Source organism: Nocardiopsis sp. JB363, from assembly GCF_900143625.1.
GTDB lineage: Bacteria > Actinomycetota > Actinomycetes > Streptosporangiales > Streptosporangiaceae > Nocardiopsis.
Map to the genome: position 1 here is coordinate 49038 of NZ_FRFF01000006.1, position 23682 is coordinate 72719.

The following is a 23682-nucleotide window of genomic DNA, read 5'->3' on the forward strand; positions in this document are numbered from 1 at the left end:
GGTGCGCACACGCGCTGTACTGGCGGCGTTGCGGGAGGGAAACCTTTCGCGCGAGGAAGGGCTGGCGCTCCTACGCCGGGCCCGGGAGTCCGGTGCGGAACCCGTGGAAGTACGAAAGCCCGACCCGGCCCCGACCGCATCGGAGCCCGCGGACAAAGGGGCGGCCGGTACAGCGCTGATGGAGGACACCGGGGTCGCCGAGGCCGTCGGGGCGCTCCTCACCGAGTGCATCGCCCGGCACACGGGTACCCCGGAGCAGCGGATCGTCTCCGACGCCCCGTTCGAGCGCTACGGGTTCGACTCCGTCATGGCGATCGGTGTCGTCAACGACCTCGAACCCGTTTTCGGGCCGCAGCCGCCCACCTTGCTCTTCGAGGTCCGCACTCTCGCCGAACTCGCAGCACACCTCATCACACGGCACCCGGAGGCGGCTTCCCGGCTCAGCCGGACCACAGCCACCTCCCAGGTCACGGTCCCCGCGCAGATCACGGCCGAACCCCTTCCGGCGACACCCCGACCCGCGTCGGTGGAGCGTCCGACAACCCCCAGGGCGGACGATCGCGGTGACCGGGAAATCGCTGTCGTCGGCATCAGTGGGCGTTTCCCCCAAGCGGACGACGTCGACACCTTCTGGGCCAACTTGCGCGACGCCCGGGACTGTATCGAGGAGGTTCCGGCCGACCGCTGGGACCACTCCCGGGTGTTCGACCCGGAACCCGGTCGCGCGGGCCGGAGCTACAGCCGCTGGGGCGGCTTCCTCAGCGACGTCGACCGGTTCGACCACGCGTTCTTCCGCATCTCACCGCGCCAGGCCGCCTTCATGGATCCGCAGGAGCGGCTACTGCTCCAGGAGGTCTGGCACGCCCTGGAGGACGCGGGCACCTCCGCCGGATCGCTGGCCGGGCGGCGCGTCGGTGTCTATGTGGGGGTCATGTACTCCCAGTACCAGCTGTGGGGCATGGGCGGATCGCCCTACGAAGGCGACTACCTCGGCTCGTCGTACGCCTCCATTGCCAACCGCGTCTCGCACTACTTCGACTTGCGCGGGCCCAGCATCGCGCTGGACACGATGTGCTCCTCGTCGCTGACGGGGCTCCATCTCGCGACCGAGGCACTGCGAGCGGGCAGTATCGACGCGGCCGTCGTCGCTGGGGTCAACCTGACTCTGCACCCCCGAAAGCATGTCGACCTCAGCCAAGGCCGGTTCGCCTCCACGGACGGCCGGTGCCGCGCCTTCGGCACGGGCGGCGACGGCTACGTGCCCGGCGAGGCCGTGGTCGCGACCCTGCTCAAGCGTCGCGAGGATGCCGAGCGCGACGGCGACCGGATCTGGGCGACCGTGCTCGGCAGTGCGGTCAGCCATGGCGGTCGGACCAACGGCTACACCACGCCCAACCCCGACGACCAGGCGCGTGTGATGCGGGAAGCCATGGCCGATGCCGGGGTGGAGCCCGCCGACATCTCCTACATAGAGGCTCACGGCACCGGGACGATACTGGGGGACTCCATCGAGACCCGTTCACTCGGCGCGGTGCTCGCCGGGTCGGAGAAACGGCCGCGTACCATGCCGTGCCCGGTCGGCGCGGTCAAGTCCAACGTCGGCCACTGCGAGGCGTCAGCGGGCATCGTTGGTCTGGTGAAGACCGTCTTGCAGCTGCGCCACGGTGAGCTGGTGCCGTCGCTGCACTCGGAACGGCTCAACCCGGACCTCGACGTCCCCGACGACGTCCTGCGCATCCAGCAGGAGAACGAGGTGTGGCCGCGTACCGGAGACCGGTCGAGGCTGGCAGGGGTCAGCTCCTTCGGCGCAGGCGGCGCGAGCGCGCACGTGGTCGTCGCCGAGGCGCCGGCCGAACCCGTGCGCGACGACCCGCAGGACCGCGAGTACGCGCTGCCGCTCTCCGCCGGCTCCGAGGACTCGTTGCGGGCCACTGCGGCCGGCCTGCGCCGACACCTGCGCGAGCACCGGTCACGCCTCGACGACGTCGAGTTCACGCTCGTGCGTGGGCGGGAGCACCTGGAGTACCGGTGCGCGGTGGTCGCCTCCTCCGTCGAGGAGGCGGTCGAGCGGCTCGGCCGGGTCGAGGCGGCGGGGGCCGTCGACACCGGCGGCCACGGCGGTGCGCAGGAGACCTGGGTGCGCTCCTGGTGTGCCGGGGGCCCCGGGGTGGAGGCGCCGAACTGGGACCTGGCGGGCCGACCGGTCCGCCTGCCCGGCTACGTCTTCGCGCGCCATCGCCACTGGCCGGAGGCGGCGGACGCCGCGGTGGGCGGTCGGCGCGTGCGCGTGACACGTGAGACGTCCGTCAACGCGGACCACACCGTGTTGGGCGAGTGCGTGATGCCCGCGGCGGCGATGATCGAACTGGTGGGGTCGCTGGCTGGGGGAGACCCGGTCTTGGAGTCGTGCGCCTGGCCGGAACCCCTGCGGGTCCCGCAGGAGGGCGTCGAGGTCGACGTCGCCATCGACGGCAGTGCGTCCGAGGGGGTGTTCTCTGTGCGGACCGTCGACGGCGGCCGCCTCCTGTGCGAGGGGCGGTTGCGCGCGAGCGACGGCGCGCTCGCGAGGACGGAGCCCATCGATCCGGGTGCTTCCCGCTGGTCGGACGCGGAGGCGCATGACGGTGCCCAGTGCTACGACCACTTTTCCGCCCTCGGCCTGGACTACGGGTCGGGTCTGCGGGTGATCGAGTCCGTGTGTACGGACGGTGCCGGCGTTCTGGGGGCTGTTCGGATCAAACCCGGTAGCTCGAACGCGGCGGCCCTCGACGGAGCGTTGCAGGCTCTTGTCGGGTTCGGCGCGCGGGCGGGTCGACTGCTGCTGCCGTTCGCGATCGGTCGGGTCGAGGTAGGCGACCGTCTGACCTCGGCGCGGTGGGTCCACGCCGAGCGGACGGGTACGACGGAGCGTGGCGGCTCGACCTACGACATCCTGCTCGCAGACGCCGACGGCTTAGTCGTCGGCCGACTCGACGCCGTCACGGTGCTCCCCGTGCAGGTGACGAACCCCGACAGTGGACGTGCCGTCGCAACCTCGCACGCCGTGTCCGGCTCCGGCGCTTCACCCGTCTCCGCTGTACCTGTCGCCACTGACGCCACTACAGCCACCGACGCCACTGTGGTGTCAGCCGACTCCCCAGCCACTGCAGCCACTCCAGCCTCAGGGACCTCTGCAGACTCCACCGACCCCGGAGGCGCCGTGCACCCGAGCCTGCGCTATCTCGCGTTCGACTGGACCGAGGAACCGAACCGCCCGGCCGCCACGCCGCCCGGCAGGGTGCTACTGCTCGGCTCGGACGCCGGGGTGGCACGGGGCTTGGCCGCCGTGCTCACTGGGGCGGGTCGGCCCGGGGCGGTGTCGATCGCTGTTCCCACGGAGGACGGCAGCGTCGAGGTCGACGGACGCCGGGTGGCTGGTCTCTCCGAGGCGGTCGACGCGGTTGGTTCGGACATCGACACGGTCGTTGATCTCATGGCTGCCTGGCCGTCGACCGGCGCCGGCTCGGCGGAGGAGGTCGGCCGGAGGGTCGCCGCCTTCGACACGGTTGTGCGCACCGCGGTCCGCCTCCTGCACGAGGGCCCGGTGCGGTACTTCGACGTCCGCTCGACCGATGACTCGGACTCGGCGGCCGGCGCGGCCGTCCACCGTGTCCTGGCAGTAGAGAATCCCGCCTACCGCGGCCATACCATCGTTACCGGGCCCGAACTGGGAGAACCTGGATCCGAGGCCTGGAACCGGGCCCTCGCCGACGTGCTGCTCGGCGGCCTTCCCGACAGTGCAGGGGCGGCCGGTGCGGTGCGCCTCGATGGCCGGACCCTGCACAGGCAGACCCTGCGCATGACCGCCGGGCCGGACACCGCAGACCACGACACACATCCGCTGCGCCGGGGAGGCATCTGCCTCGTCACCGGCGGACTCGGCGGGGTCGGCCGCCAACTGGCCGTCCACCTGGCCCGTACCCGCGAGGCGCGGGTGGTCGTCGTGGGCCGCCGGGCGGCCGGGGTCGAGTCGGACGCGGTGCTCCAGGAGATCCGCGACGCTGGAGGCGCCGCGGTGTACGTCAGTGCCGACTGCTCGACCGAAAACGGAGCCCGCGTGGCCGTGGACGCGGCGACCGCCGCCTTCGGTGCCCTGCACGGGGTGTTCCACCTCGCGGGCGTGCTGCGCGACGGGTTCGCGGCGCGTAAGTCGGCCGATGCCATGGCCGCTGTGCTCGCCCCCAAGGTGTGGGGCGCGGTGTACCTCGACGAGGCCACGCGGGACCTGCCGCTGGACTGCTGGGTCGTCTTCGGCTCGGCCAGCGCCTATGTCGGCGTCCCGGGCCAGATCGACTACGCGTGGGCGAACGCACAGATCACCGCCCTCACCGAGGAGCGCGCCACCGCCGTCCGGGCGGGCCAGCGCCAGGGTCGGACGCTCGTCGTGTCGTGGCCCTTGTGGACCGACGGCGGTATGACCGTGGACGCCTCCGCCGCCGAGGTCCTGCGCACGCACCTGGGTTGGGATCCCCTGACCCCGCAGACCGGGCTGGCCGCGCTGGACGACATGCTCTGCGGCTCCGGCACGGTCCACCTCCCGGTCTACGGCGACCCGGCGGTGATCAAGGCGTGGGCGACGGACCACTGGGGCACCGCGCACGCCGCCGCGCCGGCGCCCGCGCCCGCCGCCATGAACCCGGAACCCTCTGAGCGGTCGGGATCGTCAGGCCAGGCGCCCGAGCGGGCGCCCGCTCGGTTCGTGGAACTCGTCGGCGGTATGGTCGCCGAGGAGCTCGGCATGCGGCCGTGGGAGCTGCGGCCGGAGGCCACGTTCGAGCGGCTCGGCCTCGAATCGGTCATGGCAATGAACCTCAGCCGTGCGCTCACCGACCGACTCGGTCAGGTTCCCGTCACCGTGTTCTTCGAGTACCGCGACGTTCGGGAGCTGTCCGACGGGCTCTGGCGCACGCACCGGGCCGCAGCGGCTTCCCTGGCGGACCCCGGCGGCGCACTGGGCGCTGGCGGCGTCCAGGAGGACGCCCGCACCGAGCCTGTCGCCCCGGCACCGGCCCTGACCCCGGCTCCGCCGTCGGCCCAGGAACCGCCCATGGCGTCCGAGCCGCCCTCCGTTCCGGAGCCGTCCCGGTCGTACGCGGTGGTCGCCCGCGGATCGGACGAACTCCGGCGGGACACCGAGGACCCGGTCGTCATCGTCGGGGTCAGTGGACGCTACCCCCAGGCCGATGACCTGGCGGAGTACTGGTCCGTGCTGCGCTCCGGCCGCGACTGCGTGACCGAGGTCCCGTCGGACCGCTGGGACCACGCCGCTCTGTTCGACCCGGCCGTGGGCACGGTGGGCCGGACCTACGCCAAGTGGGGCGGGTTCCTGCGCGAAATCGCCGGGTTCGACTGCCGCTTCTTCAACATCGCACCCGCCGAGGCGCGGCAGCTCGACCCCCAGGAACGCCAGTTCCTCCAGACGGCCTGGCACGCGGTCGAGGACTCCGGGCACTCCGTCGCCGAACTCGCCGGTTCGCGCACCGGCGTGTTCGCCGGGGTCATGCACGCCCATTACCAGATGTACGGCGCCGAATCCCGGTACCGCGACTCCGGTTTCCTACCCTCCTCCCTGGGAGCCGGGGTGGCCAACCGAGTGTCCTACAGCCTCGACCTGCACGGACCGAGCATCACCGTGGACACGATGTGCTCGTCGTCGCTGACTGCCGTCCACCTCGCCTGCACGAGTATCCGGGCGGGCGAGTGCGACGTCGCACTCGCGGGCGGCGTCAACGTCATCTCGCACCCGTACCGCTACCTCCAGATGGCACAGGGGCGCTTTGCGTCTACTGACGGCCGCTGCCGCAGCTTCGGCGCGGGCGGCGATGGTTACGTCCCAGGTGAGGGCGTCGGGGTCGTGGTGCTCAAGCGGCGCTCGGCCGCCCTACGCGACGGCGACCACGTGTACGGGGTCGTCCGCGGTGGCGCGGTCAACCACGGCGGGCGCACGAACGGCTTCACCGTGCCCTCGGTGTCCGCCCAGGCCGACGTGGTCGGGCGTGCGCTGCACACGGCCGGGGTGCCGGCTGCCGAGATCGACTACGTGGAGGCGCACGGCACGGGCACACTGCTCGGCGATCCCATCGAGGTCTCGGCGCTCGGCGGGGTATTCGCCGGATCGGGCCCGGACTGCCCGATCGGATCGGTCAAGTCCAACATCGGGCACCTTGAGTCGGCCGCGGGCATCGCCGCGCTCACGAAGGTCCTCCTACAGTTCGAGTACGCCGAGTTGGTACCGTCCCTGCACTCGGAGCCGGGCAACCCCGAGATCGGTTTCCATGGCCTGCGCGTGCAGCGCGCGCACGAGCCGTGGGCCAAGCGGTCGGGCACGGCGCCCCTCACCGCGTCGATCAGTTCCTTCGGCGCGGGCGGGGCCAACTCTCACCTGGTCGTGGCGGCTGACGACGCTCCAGTGGCCGCGAACGGCCCCGGTGACGGCGGACAACAGATCGTACGCCTGTCGGCCCGGTCGGACCGCTCCTTGCGAGAATCCGCGCGGCGGCTCGCCGACCACCTCGACCCCGGGCGGACCGCAGCGACCGCGGACCGGACGGCCGACGTCGTCGCGGCGGTGGCGGACGTCGCCGGTCTGGGCGCGGCCGACGTCGACCTCGACGCCGATCCGTCCGAGTTCGGGCTGGACGCGTTCACGGCCACGGAGATCGCCTCCCGTGTCGCGCCCCCTGGACAGGAGGAGAGCATCGCCCGATTCCTCGGTGTCGCTCGATCATTCCGCGAGGTCGCCGCCCAGCTGCCCCGGGAGGACGCGCCCGGAGCCGGCACGGGCCCCGCTCTCGCCGACGTCGCGTTCACCCTCGCCTCGGGCCGGGACGAGTTCGACGAACGCCTCGCCTTGGTGGTCGACGGGGTCGACGAGCTCTTGGCACGGTTGCGGGAGTTCGCCGCGACGGGCACCGAGACGCACCGCGCGGGCCGGACCGGCGAAGAGGACCGGGCCCTGTCGGAACTGTTCGGCGGACCGTCCGGCGAGCGGTTCCTTGACGGGATTCTCCGCGAGGGGCGGCTCGACGAGCTCGCGAAGCTGTGGACGCAGGGCTACTCCGTGCCCTGGAGCGGGTCCCCGGCTGGGGAACGCCGCCGCGTCCCGCTGCCCGGCTATGCGTTCGACCGTATGGAGATGTGGCTGCCCGGGATGTCCGCGGAGGACGCGCCGGCTGACGGGCCGACCGAACCCCGCCCCGCGGATACCCGGCACGTGGAGCCCTGGACCGTGGCGAACAACCCCGTGGATGACGCTCCCGTGACCGCGGAGGCGCTGGCCGGGCCGGATTTCGGCCGCGTTGCCGACACGGTCCGCACGGCCATGGCGACGGTGCTCGGCGCCGAACCCCACGATGTCGAACTGGACGTCCCGCACGCGGAGTTCGGTATCGACTCTGTGTTCGCCGTGGACATCGTCGACCGCTTGAACACCACTCTGGGCACTGACCTGCGTCCCACGGACTTCTTCCAGTACACGACGGTCCGCGAACTCGCGGAGCATCTGGTCGGGGTCCTGCCCCGTACCGGCCGGGCCGCGGCTACCGAGGAGCCTTCGGCCCCCATCGACGACCCCGTGGGTGAGGCCCCCGCGCAACGCCGGGGGTCTGCCCTGCCCTCGGCATCCCCGCCGCCACCCGAGCCACGGCACGCCGACATCGCCGTCGTCGGCATGGCGGTCCGCTTCCCCGGCTCGCCGACCACGGGCGAGTTCTGGGACAACCTCGTCAACGGCGTGGACAGCGTGGACATCGTCCGACCCGAGCGCTGGGACATCGGTCGGCACTTCGACGCTGACGCCCGAGCGCCGTTCCGAACCTACGGCAAGTGGGGGTCCGTCCTGGCGGACGCCGACCGGTTCGATGCGGACTTCTTCGGTTTCTCGCCCCGCGAGGCCAAGCTCATGGACCCGCAGCAGCGGCTCTTCCTGGAGAGTTCCTGGCACGCCATGGAGTCCGCCGGATACCCCGCCGACGCGCTCCGGGGCCGCGACGTCGGCGTCTTCGTCGGCGCGTCCTCCGGCGACTACCAGAACCACCTGCGCGAGAACGGCGTGCAGCCGGAGGGCTACACCTTCACCGGAAACCACGCGGCGATGCTGCCGTCGCGCCTGTCCTACCTCCTCGACCTGCGCGGTCCCAGCCTGGCTGTGGAGACCTCGTGTTCGTCGTCCCTGATGGCCGTCCACCTCGCCTGCGAAGAGATCCGGTCCGGGCGCGTCGAGGCGGCGTTCGCCGGGGGCGTCGCCCTGCTCTTCACGCCCGAACTCCACGTGCTCGCGAGCAAGGCGCGTATGCTCTCGCCCACCGGCCGCTGCCGGACCTTCGACGCGCAGGCCGACGGCTTCGTCCCCGGCGAGGGCGTCGGCGTGGTCCTGCTCAAGTCCTTGGAACACGCGCGCCGCGACGGTGACCGCATCCTGGGCGTCGTCCGCGGCTCCGGCACGAACCAGGACGGCCGTAGCAACGGGATCACCGCTCCGAACATGGTCGCTCAGCGCGACCTGGAGGTCTCGGTCTACCGGCGGTTCGGCATCGACCCCGAGGACATCGGCTACGTGGAGTGCCACGGCACTGGTACCCGGCTCGGTGACCCGGTGGAGATCGAGGCCTTGACGGCCGCGTTCCGCGAGTTCACGGGCGAGCGGAACTTCTGCGGCCTCGGCTCGGTGAAGTCCAACATCGGCCACACGCTCACGGCCTCGGGCATCGCGGGCTTCACCAAGGCGCTGTTGAGCCTGCGCCACCGGCGGATCGCGCCGACGCTGCACGTGACGAACGTCAACGATCACCTGCGGCTCGACGACTCCCCGTTCTACGTCGCGCGCGAGGCCCGGCCGTTCCCCAAGCCGCGCGGGGGCGAGCGGTTGGCCGCTGTCAGCTCCTTCGGGTTCAGCGGGACCAACGTGCACATGGTGTTGGCGGAACCGCCGGCCGAGGCGGAGCCAGGAGCCGCTCGGCACCCTGACAGCCCCGTGCTCGTTCCGCTGTCAGCCACCACGCCCGACGCGCTCGCCCGCCGAGTGCGCGCGTTGGCGTCCTTGCTGGCGGAGGGTCAGGCGGCGGACCTCACGGACGTCGCGTACACCTTGGGGGAGCGGCGCACGCACTTCCGGCACCGCGCCGCGTTCATCGCGACTGGCGTGGACGATCTGTTGGACCAGCTGCGCCGGTGGGAGTCGGGGACACAGCAGGAGCCCGAGGCCGCACGGGACGGCGGCGTCCTGGAGCGCGCCCGGGAACGCTACCTCGCCGGTGAGACCGTCGAGTGGGCGGAGCTGGGAACGGGCGGCCGCCTCGTCGACGCACCCCTCTACCCCTTCGAGGACCAGCGGCACTGGGCCGTCGACCGGGAGCGGAACACAGGATCGGCTACGGTGCCGGAAACGTCCTCGTCCGGGGCGCCGAACGATCCCACGGATCCGCGGTCCCTGGAGATCGTTCTTGATCCCAAGGATCCCTTGGTCGCCGACCACATCGTTGGCGGGCGCCCGATCCTGCCTGCCGCGGGCCACCTGAGTCTCCTCGTCGACCTCGTCCGGCGCGAGTTCGGATCACCCTTGTGCACGATTGAGCGCGCCGTCTGGATCCGCCCGGTGGTCGTGGACGAACCGCGGCGCGTCCGATTCGCCCTCACCCCCGAGGGCGACGAATGGCGCTGGGAGGTCACGAGCCGGCCCGCCACGTCGCCCGAGGAGGAACCGGTGGCGCACAGCCGTGGCCGGATCCTTCCGGGAGAGCCGGCGCACGCGCCCGACCTCGACCTGGAGGGCCTGCACACCGAACGTGACGGTGACCCCCACCTGCTCTACCACCGCTTCGACACGGTGGGTGTCCGCTACGGACCGGCTTTCCGGGCCATCACGTCTTACCGTGTGGGCTCGGACATCGTCGTGGCGTCGCTGCGGCGCACGCCCGGCGACTACCGCGACGTGCCGGTCGGGGTCCTGGACAGCGCCGCGCAGAGCCTCCTCGCGCTCCCGCCGGAGAACGACACGGGCCCGCACCTGCCCTTCGCGATGGACCGGGTGCGCGTGCTGCGCCCCGTGCCGGAGACCTGTGTCTCCGTCGTGTGGCAGGATGGCCGCGACCAATGCGGGCTCACCGTCGCCACCACGACGGGCGCGCCGTGTGTCGTCGTCGACGGAATGACCTCCCGGCCGTTGCGGGAGGCCGCCGAAGTCCACGAACTCGCACCCGTCTGGTCCGCGGTGGGTCCCGTGCCGAGCGTCCCTGGCAACTCGCCCGCGGGCGACGTGCTCGTCCTGGACAGCGGTGCCCACCCGGGGCTGACCGGCGCCGTCCTCGCCCGGCACGCCGGGTCCACCGTCCGCCGCATCGCGCTGGACGACCCCGCGCTCGCCGACGAGATGCGTCGCGTCGACGACACGGCCGCCCTCCGCCGGGTGTACGTGATCGGCGTGGCCGAGGGCACCGCGGCCGCGTCGCGTGAACGGCTCGGCCTACCGGTGCTGCGGGCACTGCGGACGCTCGCCGGAGGACGGCACGCGAGCCGAGCCCTCGACGTCGTCGTGCTCACCGTCGACGCCCACCAAGTGCACATCGACGATCCCGTCGCGCCCGCCGGGGCGCAGTTGTTCGGGTTGCAGCGCTCGCTGGCCCGGGAACGCCGCACGTGGTCGGTGCGGTGCGTCGATCTCGCCGCCGCCGACCTCGCGGGCACACCAGCGGACGTCCTGGGTCGGGCGCTCGCGCTTCCCCTAGACCCCGCCGGTCGCGAGGTCGCACTCCGCGCGGGCCGCGGCTGGACCCTGGGCCTGGACCCGGTCGGCGACGAGGACGGCACGGCCCCGGTACCCGGCTACCGCAGGGGAGGCACCTACCTGATCCTCGGCGGTGCGGGCGGTATCGGTTTCGTCACCGCCATGCATCTGGCGCGGACGGCGGGCGCGAACGTCGTCCTCCTCGGCCGCCGTCCCGAGGACGACGGCATCCGGGCCGGGCTCGACCTCATCGAACGCGCCGGGGGGCGCGGGCTGTACCTGTCGGTGGACGCGGCCGACGCCGACGCGGTGCGCGGGGCGGTGGCTGACGCCGTCGCGCGCTTCGGACCGGTCCACGGGGCTTTCCACTCCGCGCTGGTCCTGCGCGACGGCCTGCTCCAGACGATGACCGACGACGCCTATCGCGAAGTGTGCGAGCCCAAGGCGGCGGGCGCGGAGAACCTCGTGGCCGCGCTGCGCGACCAGCCGCTGGACATGTTCGTCCTCTACTCGTCGGCCCAGTCGTTCGTCGGCAACACCGGCCAGGCGAACTACGCCGCCGCGAGCACGCACCTGGACGCCTATGCCCGGGAGCTGCGCCGGGACCGGCTGCCCGTCCGCGTCGTGAACTGGGGGTACTGGGGCGACGTCGGTATCGTTGCCGACCCGAAGTACCGCGTGCTGATGGAGGCCAACGGCATCCATTCGGTGACCCCGGCCGAGGGCATGCGGGCGCTGGACCGCGCGGTGGCCCGTGGGAGGTTCCAGACTGTCGTCCTGAAGGCGGCCCCGGAGGGACTGGCCCAGTTCTCCGCGGGTGCCGCCACCGGCGAGCGGACGCGCGCCGCCGGCGGCGGGGAGGCGTTCGACCCGCTGGCCGGCCACCGCGGCCCTGGTACGGCCGGGCTCGACGACGTCCTCTCCGCCCATCGAGGGATGGTTCGGCGCGGTCACGTCTGGGCGTTGCTCCAGCTCGTAGCCGTCGGGATCGTCAACAGCGACGGACGCGTCCTCCCCCGTGAGGGGTGGATGCGCATGGGGGTGCCGGAGTCCGCTGTCTCGTTCGTGTCCGCGCTGCTCCGGCACGCGGAGGGCGCCGGCCTCGTCGAGGAGGTCCGCGGCGAGCGGAGGCTGTGCGCCAGCGCCCGCTCGATGACACCGCAGGCCGCAGAGGCCGACCTGCTGCGACACGGCCGGGAACACGGAGCCGTCGCTGCCCACGTGGAGCTGCTGGCCGCGTGCGTCCGCGCCTACCCCGACCTGCTCGCCGGCCGACAGGAACCGACGGAGATCATGTTCCCGGGGTCGTCGATGCGGCTCGTCAACGCCGTCTACCAGGGCGACGTGGTCGCCGACGGTCTGAACGACCTTGTGCGGCGGGCCTTGGAGACCAGGCTCGCGTCGACGTCCGACCGGATACGGGTCGTCGAGGTCGGAGCAGGTACCGGGGGCACCACGCAGGCACTGGTGCCGGTACTCCGGCGGGAGTGGGACCGGATCGACTACGTCTACACCGACCTGTCCGCGGGGTTCCTCCGCCATGGCCGCCGAATGCTCGATGAACTCGACAATGTCGAGTTTCGCCGGATGGATGTGGCGGCGTCCCCCGCCTGGCAGGGGTTCGCGAGTGGCGCGGCGGACGTCGTTGTCGCGGCGAACGTCCTGCATGCCACGCCGGACCTGCGCGCGGCCGTGCGCCACACTGCTGAGCTGCTGCGTCCGGGCGGCTGGCTGGTGCTGCTGGAGACCACCGAGGTCAGCGAGTTCGCGACCATGACGTTCGGCCTGCTCGACGGCTGGTGGAAGTTCGAGGACGACCTGCGTGAGCCGGACTCGCCGCTCGCGTCGGTCCGAACGTGGACGTCTGTGCTGCGCGATGAGGGCTTCGACGCGGTGGCCGTGGAAGCTCCGGGCGAGATTCGCGACGGGACGATCGGGCAGCACGTGCTCGTCGCCCGCCGCGCACCGGTCGGGCCCGAGACGCTGACGCGGCCAGAGTCCGTGGGCGGTACTGCCCGGGAGGGCGTCACCGACGAGCGACCGGACGTGCCCCGCGCGTCCGCTCCGGTGGAGTCCGGTGCGGGTGCGTTGGATGTGGTGGGGGAGATTTCGGCTGTGGTGGCGGAGACCCTATGCCGTGAACCGGGGAGTGTGGTGGGAGATGTTCCGTTTACGGATTATGGGGTGGATTCGATTGTTTTGGTTGAGTTGGTGGGTGCGGTGAATGAGCGTTTGGGTGTGGATTTGAAGCCTACGGCGTTGTTCGATTTCCCGACCGTGTCGGTATTGGCCGAGCACGTCACCGACGAACTCGGGCGGACCGAACCGCCTCCGCCATCGTTTGCGGCGGACGCCGGGCCCCCTGCAGGCCCCGTCGGGGACAACGGCATGGACGTACTGGAGCGCCTCTCACGCGGCGCCGTATCTCTGGACGACGCGTTGCGCCAATGGGAGGACACCGGTGAATGAATTCAAGCGCGAGATCCTGCGCCAGGTCCAATCGGGGGAGATCACCCCGCAGCAGGCGTGGGCGGAGCTGCGCCGTGCCACCGACCCGGCACCGCCCGCCGCCACGCCCGCGACCCCGACCGCCGCACCGCCAAAGCGCGGCACCGGGCCCGCGTCCGGCGACACGCGCCAGGGGGAGGCCGTCGCCGTCGTCGGCGCCTCAGCCAGGTACGCCGGGGCGCCCGACCTGGAAGGGTACTGGAACCTGCTCGATGAGAGTCGGTGCAGCGTCACCGAGGTCGCGCCCGAGCGGTGGGACGCGTCCCGGTACTTCTCACCCGAACCGGGCCGCCCCGGAACCACCTACTCCCGATGGGGCGGATTCCTCGACGGCATCGACCGCTTCGATCCGGGTTTCTTCCATCTGTCCGGGCGTGCCGCCGAACTCATGGACCCGCAGCAGCGCCTGTTCCTGGAGGCCGCATGGCGGGCTTTGGAGGACGCCGGGGCGGCGGGCAGCGCACGCCTGCCCGAGCACTGCGGCGTCTACGTCGGCACGTCGCCCAGCGACTACCTCGGCGAGGAACACCGCCTCGGCCCTGAGGCCGAGGCGCTGACGATGATCGGCAACGACAGCGCGATCCTGGCCGCGCGAATCTCGTACCTGCTCGACCTCCGCGGCCCCAACATCGCCCTCGACACCGCCTGCTCCTCGTCACTGGTCGCGATCGACCTGGCGTGCACGTCGCTGCTGTCCGGCCGGACAGACCTCGCCGTGGCGGGCGGCGTTTGCCTGTTCGTAGGCCCCGCCTTCTACCTGGCCGCCAGCCAGGGGCAGATGCTGTCGCCGACCGGCGCCTGCCGGGCCTTCGACGCCTCCGCCGATGGGTTCGTTCCGGGCGAGGGTGTCGGCGTCGTCGTACTCAAACGGCTCTCCGACGCCTTGGCGGACGGCGACCACATCCGCGGCGTCATCCTGGGCAGCGGCGTGAACCAGGACGGCAAGACCAACGGACTCACCGCGCCCAGCGCACTGTCCCAGGAACGGTTGGAACGCGAGGTGTACGAACGCGCAAGTGTGAGCGCCGAGTCGATCACCCTCGTCGAAGCGCACGGTACGGGCACGGTGCTCGGCGACCCCATCGAGGTGACGGCGCTCGAACGCGCCTTCCGCGCCGACACGGACCGGACCGACTACTGCGCCCTGGGCTCGGTCAAGACCAACATCGGGCACACCAGCCATGCGGCGGGCGTGGCCGGTGTGCTCAAGGTCCTGCTCGCGATGGAGCACCGCCGCATCCCCGCGTCCCTGCACTTCGACCGGCTCAGCCCCAGCATCGAGCTCGACGGGTCGCCGTTCTACGTCGCCGACGAGCCGCGCGACTGGCAGAGGTCAGAGGGGACTCCGCGTCGCGCCGTCGTGAGCTCGTTCGGGTACAGCGGCACCAACGCGCACCTCGTCATGGAGGAACCTCCCGAGCACACCGGCCCCGAGCGACCGCCGCGCGCCTTCCACCTCACCGTCGTCTCCGCGCGCACACCCGAGGCACTCGATCGGGTCACCAGTGACCTGGCGGAGGTACTGCGTGGCTCCGCGCGCGGAGCCGACCTCCACGACGTCGCGTTCACGCTGGCGCAGGGGCGTCGGCACTGGGACCACCGCGCAGCCTACGTCGTCCGCGACACCGCCGAGTTGGCCCGCCTGCTCGACGAGTCCGGAGCGGGTGAGCACCGCGCCGGGGACGGCGCACCGCACGACCTGCGCGACGCGGCCCGGGCCTACGTCGAGTCCGGTCGCGTGGAGGAGCCGCCGGGTGGTTGGCGGGGCCGGATCGTTCCGTTGCCGGGACATCCCTTCGACCGCCAGAGCTACTGGAGCGCGCGATCGGAGAGCGGAGCTTCGGACACGCCCACCGCGTCACCCGAGCACGGGGCCGTTTTGGGAGCGGACACCGGGTTCCCCCTCAACGAAGTCGACCGGGACGCCGTCTCGCGGCCCGGCGCACGCCTGTTCCGCGTCGAGGCCGCGCACTGGTGGGTGGACGGGCACCGGGTCGACGGCCGCCCCGTCCTCGCTGCCGCCACGACCCTCGCCATGGTCTTCGAGGCGGCTCGCCGATGCGGTCTGTCCGGAGCGCTGACAATACGCGACGTCCGTTGGGTGCGGCCGATCGAGTCGTCCGCCGCCGGGGTGGAACTCCGCTTCACCGAGGACGGGGACGGCCTGCGCTTTCGCGTCGGGTCCGCCGACGGCGACGAGCCTGGCTGCACCGGCCGCGTCCAGGCCGGTACGGGGCCCGCACCTGCCCGCACGTCCCCGACGGCCGGGGAGCACACCGTCTGGGATACCTCCCACACCCCCGAGGAGTGCTACCGGTGGTTCGCGTCGGCCGGACTCGTCCACGGCCGGCCGTTCCGCGCTTTGGATTGGCTGCGGACCGGGGACGGGGAGGTCGTCGCCGGACTCGACGCCGAAGGGCGCCCCCTGACCGGTGTCGACCCCGGGCTGCTCGACTCTGCCTTCCAGGCCGTCGCCGCTCTGCGCGGACCCGGCGGCGATCCGATGGGGTTCCCCGTTTCGCTCGACCGTTTCGAACTGGGCGTGGACGCCCTCACCGCCGCGACCCGGGCGCGGATCGTCCGGCGCGGCGACGCCATCGACATCGACCTCACCGACTCCGTGGGGCGCGTCCTCGGAACGCTCTCTGGACTGGCGATCGTCTCGGCCGCGCAGAACGGGACGCACCCCGTCCTGCTGCACGAGGAGTGGCGAGCGGCCGAGGTCGACGGAGCCCTCTGCCCCGAGCCGTCCTGGCGGCTCACGCGATACGGGGTCGAGCACGCGACGACCGGCGTCCAGGCCGCCGAGGCCGCCCTCACCGGCACGTTCGGCAGCGGTGACGTGGTCGTGGACGTGGCACGCGGCCTGGATCCCCTGACCTTGTACGCGCACGCGGCACGGCTGTTGCGAGTCGCTGCCGACCGGGAGTCCGCAGACCGGCTGTGCGTGACGTTCACGGTCGACGCGACCGAACCCGCCGCCGCCGACGCGCTCGCGGCCCTCGGCGCCAGCGTGACCCGCGAGCACCCGCTCGTCATCGTGGAGGCACTGCGCCCAGCCGCCGACCCCGGCCTCAGACCGGTGCTGCCTGCCCAGCGGGGCGGGAGCCTGCGCCGAACGCCCGCCGGACTCGAACGTCGCGGACTCGCTCCGTCGCCCGAGCCCCCGGCCACCGACCGCCCACGGCCTGGAACCGGGACCTATGTCGTCACTGGGGGGACCGGGACCGTGGGCTCGGCGCTGGCTGCGGACCTCGTTGCCGCGGGCGGACACGTCACCGTCCTTTCCAGGTCGGAGCCCACTCGGGACACACTCGACCGGATCGGCCCGCCCGACCGGGTGGCGCACGTGCGCGCCGACGTCACGGACCGGGACCAGGTCTGCGCCGCGCTCGACAGCGCCCGCCGCGACCATGGTGCCGTCCGCGGGATCGTGCACGCCGCCGGGACGGAGTACAGCCGGAGCTTCGCGCACGAGGACGGTGCCCGGGTGGACCGCGTCCTCTCGGCCAAGATCACCGGCACCGCTCTGCTCGACGAGGTGACCGCCGACGACGACCTCGACCTCTTCGTGACGTGCTCGTCGCTGGCCGGCATCACTGGAAACCGGGGCCAAGCCGCATACTCCTACGCGAACGCCGCGCTCACGGGCCTGACCCGCGCCCGTGCCGAGGCGGTACGGGCCGGTACCCGCAGCGGCCGCACCATCGCGCTGGCCTGGGGGCCGTGGACCGGCGGCATGGCGGCGCGCACCGACGCGGACCACGGACTCACCCCGCTCACCGCCGTGTCCGGCGCGGCGGCCTGGAGGTCGGCGCTGACCGGAGGGCAGGCGAGCGTCGCTGTCCTCGGCTCCGCCTGCGACGTCGACGGTGTGCTAGCCGAAGCCGCCGGGACCCAGACCGGGCCGGCCGCTTCCCGAACGGTCCCCGTGACGGAGTGGCCGGGGGCAGGTCCGGGGAACGCCGGCGACCCCACCCCCGAGGACGTCGCCGTCGAACTCCGGGACATCTTCGCCGACGAGTTGAGGATCCCCGCCGACAACGTGCGCCCCGACACACGCCTGGAGGAGCTGGGGATCGAGTCGGTGATGATCGCGGGGATCACCGCGCGGCTGCTCGCCGTGTACGCGGAGGTGCCCAAGACGCTGTTCTTCGAACACCGCACCGTGGGCGGTCTCACCGACGCTCTGACACGGCTGCCCCGGCGCACGCCGCCGGTGGCTCCCGCGCACGACCCCGGGCCGGCTGACGGGGACCGGCTCGCCAAGGGGCAGCCCCCCGCCACGGCCGAGGCGACCACACTCCCATGGCCCGAAGCCGCTCCGGACCACGGCGCACCGGACGGGGACCGCACAGATGGCCTCGCCGTCGCCGTCGTCGGCCTAGCCGGCCGTTACCCCATGGCCGAGCACGTCGGGCAACTGTGGGAGAACCTGCGTTCGGGACGCGACTGCGTCACCCAGATCCCCCCGGAGCGGTGGGACCTCGACGGCTTTTACGCACCGGACCGCGCCCCGCTGCGCAGCTACAGCAAGTGGGGCGGTTTCGTCGACGGCATCGACCGGTTCGACCCGACCTTCTTCCGTATCGCCCCGAACGAGGCGGCCATGCTCGACCCGCAGGAGCGCATGTTCCTCCAGGTCGTCTGGGAGACGATCGAGGACGCCGGGCTCACACCGCGGACCCTCGCCCGGCGGACCGGCACGTGGGTGGGCGTCATGTACGGCGACTATCAGTTGCTCGGCGCAGCGCCGGACGGTCGGATCGCGTCGTCTTCCTACGCCTCCATCGCCAACCGAGTGTCCTACACCCTCGATCTGCACGGTCCGAGCCTGGCGGTCGACTCCATGTGCTCATCGTCGCTCACCGCGCTCCATCTGGCGTTGCAGAGCCTGCGCTCCGGCGAGGTCGACGCGGCAATCGTGGGAGGTGTCAACCTCCACACCCACCCGCGCAAGTACCTCCAGCTCAGTCTCGGCGGGTTCGCGTCCTCCGACGGCCGCTGCCGTAGCTTCGGTGAGGGCGGCGACGGCTACGTGCCCGGCGAGGGCATCGGCGCGGTGCTGCTCAAGCCCTTGGCCGACGCGCTGCGAGACGGGGACCCTGTGCAGGCGGTGATCCGAGGCTCTGCCGTCAACCACGGCGGCCGCGCCAACGGCTACACCGTCCCGGACCCCAACGCCCAGGCGGGCGTGATCGGCGATGCCCTTGACCGGTCCGGGGTCGACGCGAACACTGTCTCCTACGTCGAGGCCCACGGCACGGGCACGGCACTGGGGGACCCCGTCGAGGTGCGGGCGCTGGCACGGCACTTCGGGCCGGAGCGGGAAGTGGCACTGGGATCGGTCAAGTCCAACCTCGGCCACCTGGAGTCCGCAGCGGGGATCGTCGCGCTGACCAAGGTGGTCATCCAGCTCCGCCACCGGGAACTGGTGCCGTCGCTGCATGGGTTCCCGGCCAACCCCGACATCGATTTCGATGCCACCGGAGTGCGAGTGACCACGTCCACCACCGGGTGGACCCCGGCGGTCGGCGCACCGCGACGGGCACTGATCAGCTCGTTCGGCGCGGGCGGGACCAACGCCTCGGTGATCGTCGACGAGGCGCCGCCGCGCGTGGCGGCGGGTGCACCGCCGACCGGGCCCGCCGACGGTCTCCTCGTACTGTCCGCGGACAGCGCCGAGCAGTTGCGCGAGGCGACGGGCCGTCTGCTCGGCCGACTTCGCGAGCACGGCGGCGGGCCCCCGGAGACCGCGGTGGCGGCGGTGACCCGGACACTCGCCGAGCACCTAGGGGTCGGGGCCGAGGACATTCGGGCCGACGACGAGTGGACCGACTACGGACTCGATGCGCTGGGCCGGAGCCGGGTCGAGGAGACGGTGCGCCGCACGACGGACCCCGGATTCGTCCTAGGTGCGGGCATCAACTCGATCGACGCCCTCACCCGTGTTGTCGCCGGTACCTCGGTGCGTGCGGAGCACGAACCCGACCTCGTCGCGATAGCGCACACGCTTCGAACCGGGCGGGTCGAGCGGCCCGAACGCCTCGCCATCGCCGCGGCCACGGTCGAGGATGCGGTCCGTGCCCTCTCGGCCTGGCTCGACGGCCGTACGACAGGGGACTGGTGGGCCGGACGCGCGCCATCCGGGGCGGGCACCGAACCCCGACCGGTCGCGTCGTTCGGCTCGGCACAGGAGATCGCGGTGGCGTGGGTGGAGGGAACTCCCGTGGACTGGGGAGCGCACACCGCGTGGACCAGAGTCGCGGGCCTGCCCACCTACCCGTTCCGGCGCGACCACGTGTGGCTCGACGACGCGGAACCGGTGACCTTCACCGGGTCCGGGACGCCAGCCACAGTACCTTGCGGACCCGACGCCGCCGTATCCGTGGAACATGGCGGTGGTGCCACCGATCCTGTACAGGGTCGCGTTGGCACCGCCGAACCGGAGTCCTTCGTCCCCTCCAACAGCGAGTCCGCCGATCCGAGCACGGATACGGTGGTCGGGCTGCTCCGCGACGACCTCGTCCGCCGGGCGGCGGCCAGGATCGGACTCGATCCCGAACGCCTCGATCCGCACGTATCCCTGGGTGACTACGGCTACGAGTCTCTCGCCTTCCAGGGGCTCGCCGAAGAGGTCCGGGACGCCTACAGCTTCCCCATCGACGCGTCGGTCTTCTACGAGACCCGCGGCGTCGGAGGACTCGCGGAGTGGCTGGTGGAGGAGGAGCCCGCGGCCGTGCGTCGCTGGGCCTCCTCGCGGGCGCAGACGGATCCCGGTGAGTTCCGGCGCGCCCCGGACACACTCGCTCCGGGACACGAGCGGGTGCGTACGCGTCCACCCGGCTCCGGGAGCGACGGCGAGACGGGCGCTGTCGCCGTAGTCGGGCTGAGCGGGCGGTTCCCGATGTCGCCCGACGCGTCCACGCTGTGGAACCGACTCCGCGACGACGAGAGCCTGCTGACCGAGACCCCCGCCCACCGCTGGGACTGGCGCGCCTTGGGCTCGTCGGAGGATGCGAACATCTACCGCTGGGGCGGCTACCTCGACAACGAGGACCACTTCGACGCCGCGTTCTTCGGGATCGCCGCCGAGGAGGCCGATTTCATCGACCCGCAGCAGCGGCTCCTGCTGGAGGAATCGTGGGCGGCCTTGGAGAATGCCGGATATGCGCCGTCGTCCCTGGCAGGGGGCCAGATGGGTGTCTTCGCCGGCGTCCAGTTTCGCGACTACCAGCACCTGCTCCACGAAGCGAAGGTGGTCAGCCCGATCACCGCGACCGGTAACGAGGACACCTTCGCCGTCAACCGCATCTCCTACCTCCTCGACCTGCACGGGCCCAGTGAGGTCGTCAACACCGCCTGCGCGTCCTCGCTGGTGGCCGTCCACCGGGCCATCCGCGCCCTGCGCTCGCGCGAGTGCACTATGGCGCTGGCGGGCGGGGTGGCGCTGAACCTCACTCCGTACGCACTCATGGCGCTGGACGGCATGAACGTCGTCTCGCCGAATGGCCAGAGCTGCCCGCTGGAGTCCCGGGCCAACGGCTACGTCAAGGGCGAGGGGGTCGGGATGGTGGTGCTCAGGCCATTGGCCGACGCCGTCCGCGACGGCGACCACATCCACGCCGTGCTGCGCGGTAGCGCGACCAACCACGGCGGCCGCGCCACGACCATCACCTCGCCGAACAGCCGCGCGCAGTCCGCGGTCATCGTGGCGGCCGTTGAGGACGCGGACGTGCCCGTGGACTCGATCGGCTACGTCGAGATGCACGGGACGGGCACCTACGTCGGCGACCCGGTCGAGGTCCGCTCACTCGGCCGCGCCTTCCAGGAGCTCGCCCGGCGGCAGGGCGCGGACCTGGTCGAGGGCGCGTGCGGTCTCGGATCGGGTAAGGGCGGTTTCGGCCACCTCGAACCCGCGTCGGGCATTGCGGGCCTGTTCCGGGTGATCGGCGCGCTGCGGTACCGCGAACTATTCGGGATGCCGGACTTCAAGGAGGTAAACCCGGGCATCCCGCTCGACGGGAGCCCGTTCTCGGTGGTCGACACCACGCGACCGTGGACCGCCGCAGTCTCCGGTGCGCCGCTGCGCGCGGGCCTCAGCTCGTTCGGCATCGGTGGGGTCAATGCCCACGTCGTCGTCGAGGAGGCCCCACAGCCCGGCGGGCGGGCCGGAGCCGCCCCGGCGCGGCCGATGGCCTTCCCGTTCTCCGCGAAGAGCACCGAGGCGCTGCGTGCGGTGCTGCGGCGGATGCGCGCGTGGCTGGACGACGTACCGGGCGGGGTCGGCCCCGCGCAGGTCAGCGCCACGACCGCGCACGGACGCGACGCGATGCCGATGCGGGCGGTCGTGGTCGCCGAGGATTTCGAAGGCCTGCGTGCCGGGGTCGAGCAGCTGCTCGCTGCGGCCGACCCCGCTGACGTGGTGTCCGTGGCCGACGGCGGATGGGCCGATCGGGAGCTGGAGGCGGCGCGGGCGTGGGCGGACGGTGGATCGGTCGTCCCCGGGGAGCCGTTGGAGCGGCGGGTCGAACTGCCCTCCTACCCCTTCGAACGGACGCCGCACTGGTTCGCCGAGCGGCGTCCGATCGGTGCCGAGCCGGACAAGGAGGCCGCAGCGGACCCCGTGGCCCCGGTGGCGCCAAGTTCGGAGGCGGCGGTCGTGCGCCCGGCGGAGACACCATCGTCCACCCCGGCCGCGGGTGGCGCCGCGCCCGGGACCGTGGTCCGACTCCGGGAAGTCGTCGCGGAGATCGTCGGCGTCGGAGCCGACACCATTCCGGACAATGCGACCTTCCGGGAGGTCGGCGTCGACTCCCTCATGAGTATCCGCATCATCGAGGCCCTACACGAGGAGTTCAGCGAAGACGTGCCTTACTCCGCGCTCACCGATCATCCGTCCGTCGCAGAACTCGCCGCGTTCCTCGCCCCGGACGAGACCGTCCTCGCGGCGGAGCCCGCCGCGCCGACCGTACCCGCCGAGGGCGCCGGACCCGCGTCGTCGGGCGGCCGTTCGACGAGGAAGGGGGCAGGCCGCACCTCCCGTGGCTCGGAGACGAAGGCGATGCTCTTGCCGTTCTCGCGCGGTGGGGACGGGCCGCCGAGCTTCTGGGTGCCCGGTGCCGTCGGCTTCGCTGCGGCGTTCGAAACCGTTGCGACCCGGCTCGGCAGGCGATATCCGCTCTACGCCTTCCAGGCCCGGGGCACCGATGGCCGATCCATGCCGCAGCTGTGGGACCAGATGGTGGAGGACTACACGGAGGCGATCCTGCGGATCCAGCCCGAGGGGCCCTACTTCCTCGGTGGCCACTCCTTCGGCGGGCTCACCGCGATGGAGCTCGCCCGCCGCCTGCAGGAGCGCGGTGAGCAGGTCGACCAACTGGTCATGATCGACACCTTCCCACCGACCCAGGAGGTCGTGGACCGGCACCGCGGCGACTACAACGACGCGTTCATCGTCTTCTACCTCGCCAACGTGCTCGTCGACGCCGAACAGCACCCCGAGCGGACGATCCGCGAGGACGACCTGGCCGGCGTGCCCAGGGAGCTGCACCTACCGACCCTAGCCCGCCTCGTCCACCAGCGCACCGGGGGACAGGGCCGGATGGAGGATGTCTACCACTACCTTCGCGGAGGGCTGACGATGTCCGAGCACTCGGCCGGCCTGTACCAGCAGGCCGAACTGCGCCCCTATGACGCATCGGACGTGCTGTTCATCCGGGCCCTGGACGGGTTCGTCGGACGCTCATCGGAGGTCTACTGGGAACGCGTGGACCTGATGCAGGGCTACGACTACGTGCAGCCGTGGCGCGACAACATCGAGGGCCGGGTCGACCTGGTCGACATCGACGAGGACCACCTGCACATCCTCGATGGCGACGCCGCGGAGACGGTCGCCGACGAGGTCCGGCGACGGCTCGACGCCGTGCACGCGGCCCGCAGCGGCTCGGGGGAGGTGGCCGCAACGTGAGGGGACACGACCTCGCCACCGTGATGACCTGCTACAACGGCCTGTGGCGGCCGGGTGGCACCGCGCGGGCCGCAGACGTGATCCACCCGGACTTCGTCCGGCACGGCAGTTCCGGCGAGCTGCGCGGCGTCGACGCCTTCGTGCGCTACGTCGAGCACTACCGCGCCGCGTTTCCTGACCTCGCCTTCGCTGTGGCCGACTGGCTCGCGGCGCGCGACCGCCTCACGGTCCGCTATTCCTTCACCGGTACCCACCGGCGCCCGTTCATGGGCCTTCCCGCGTCGGGGCGCCCGGTAACCGCCGACGGTGTCGCCATCTACCGCGTCGCCGAAGGCAGACTCGTCGAGATCTGGGACTATCTCGACCTCTACGGCCTGGAGCGCCGGTTGGCCGCGCCGCCCCACTCCATTAATCCAGCACTCGCCGCACAGTGAGGATCCCGTAC

3 protein-coding genes are annotated in these 23682 nt (G+C 72.1%); all 3 read left to right on the forward strand.

All coding sequences use genetic code 11. The features are described from left to right. Nucleotide 1 precedes the first annotated feature (1 nt). The 3 genes from BQ8420_RS31240 to BQ8420_RS01915 are packed head-to-tail and all read left to right on the forward strand — an operon-like array spanning nucleotide 2 to nucleotide 23671. Complete coding sequence (locus BQ8420_RS31240; protein ID WP_143847062.1) at nucleotides 2-13228, forward strand: SDR family NAD(P)-dependent oxidoreductase; 13227 nt, start codon at nucleotides 2-4, stop codon at nucleotides 13226-13228. Then, a complete protein-coding gene (locus BQ8420_RS01910; RefSeq protein WP_143847064.1) occupies nucleotides 13221-23237 on the forward strand; it encodes an SDR family NAD(P)-dependent oxidoreductase in 10017 nt (3338 codons plus the stop codon). The genes BQ8420_RS31240 and BQ8420_RS01910 overlap by 8 nt, the downstream gene beginning before the upstream one ends. After that, nucleotides 23234-23671, forward strand: a complete 438-nt coding sequence (locus BQ8420_RS01915; RefSeq protein WP_087096051.1) for an ester cyclase — start codon at nucleotides 23234-23236, stop codon at nucleotides 23669-23671. Before BQ8420_RS01910 ends, BQ8420_RS01915 begins: the two co-directional genes overlap by 4 nt. Nucleotides 23672-23682: the final 11 nt, after the last annotated feature.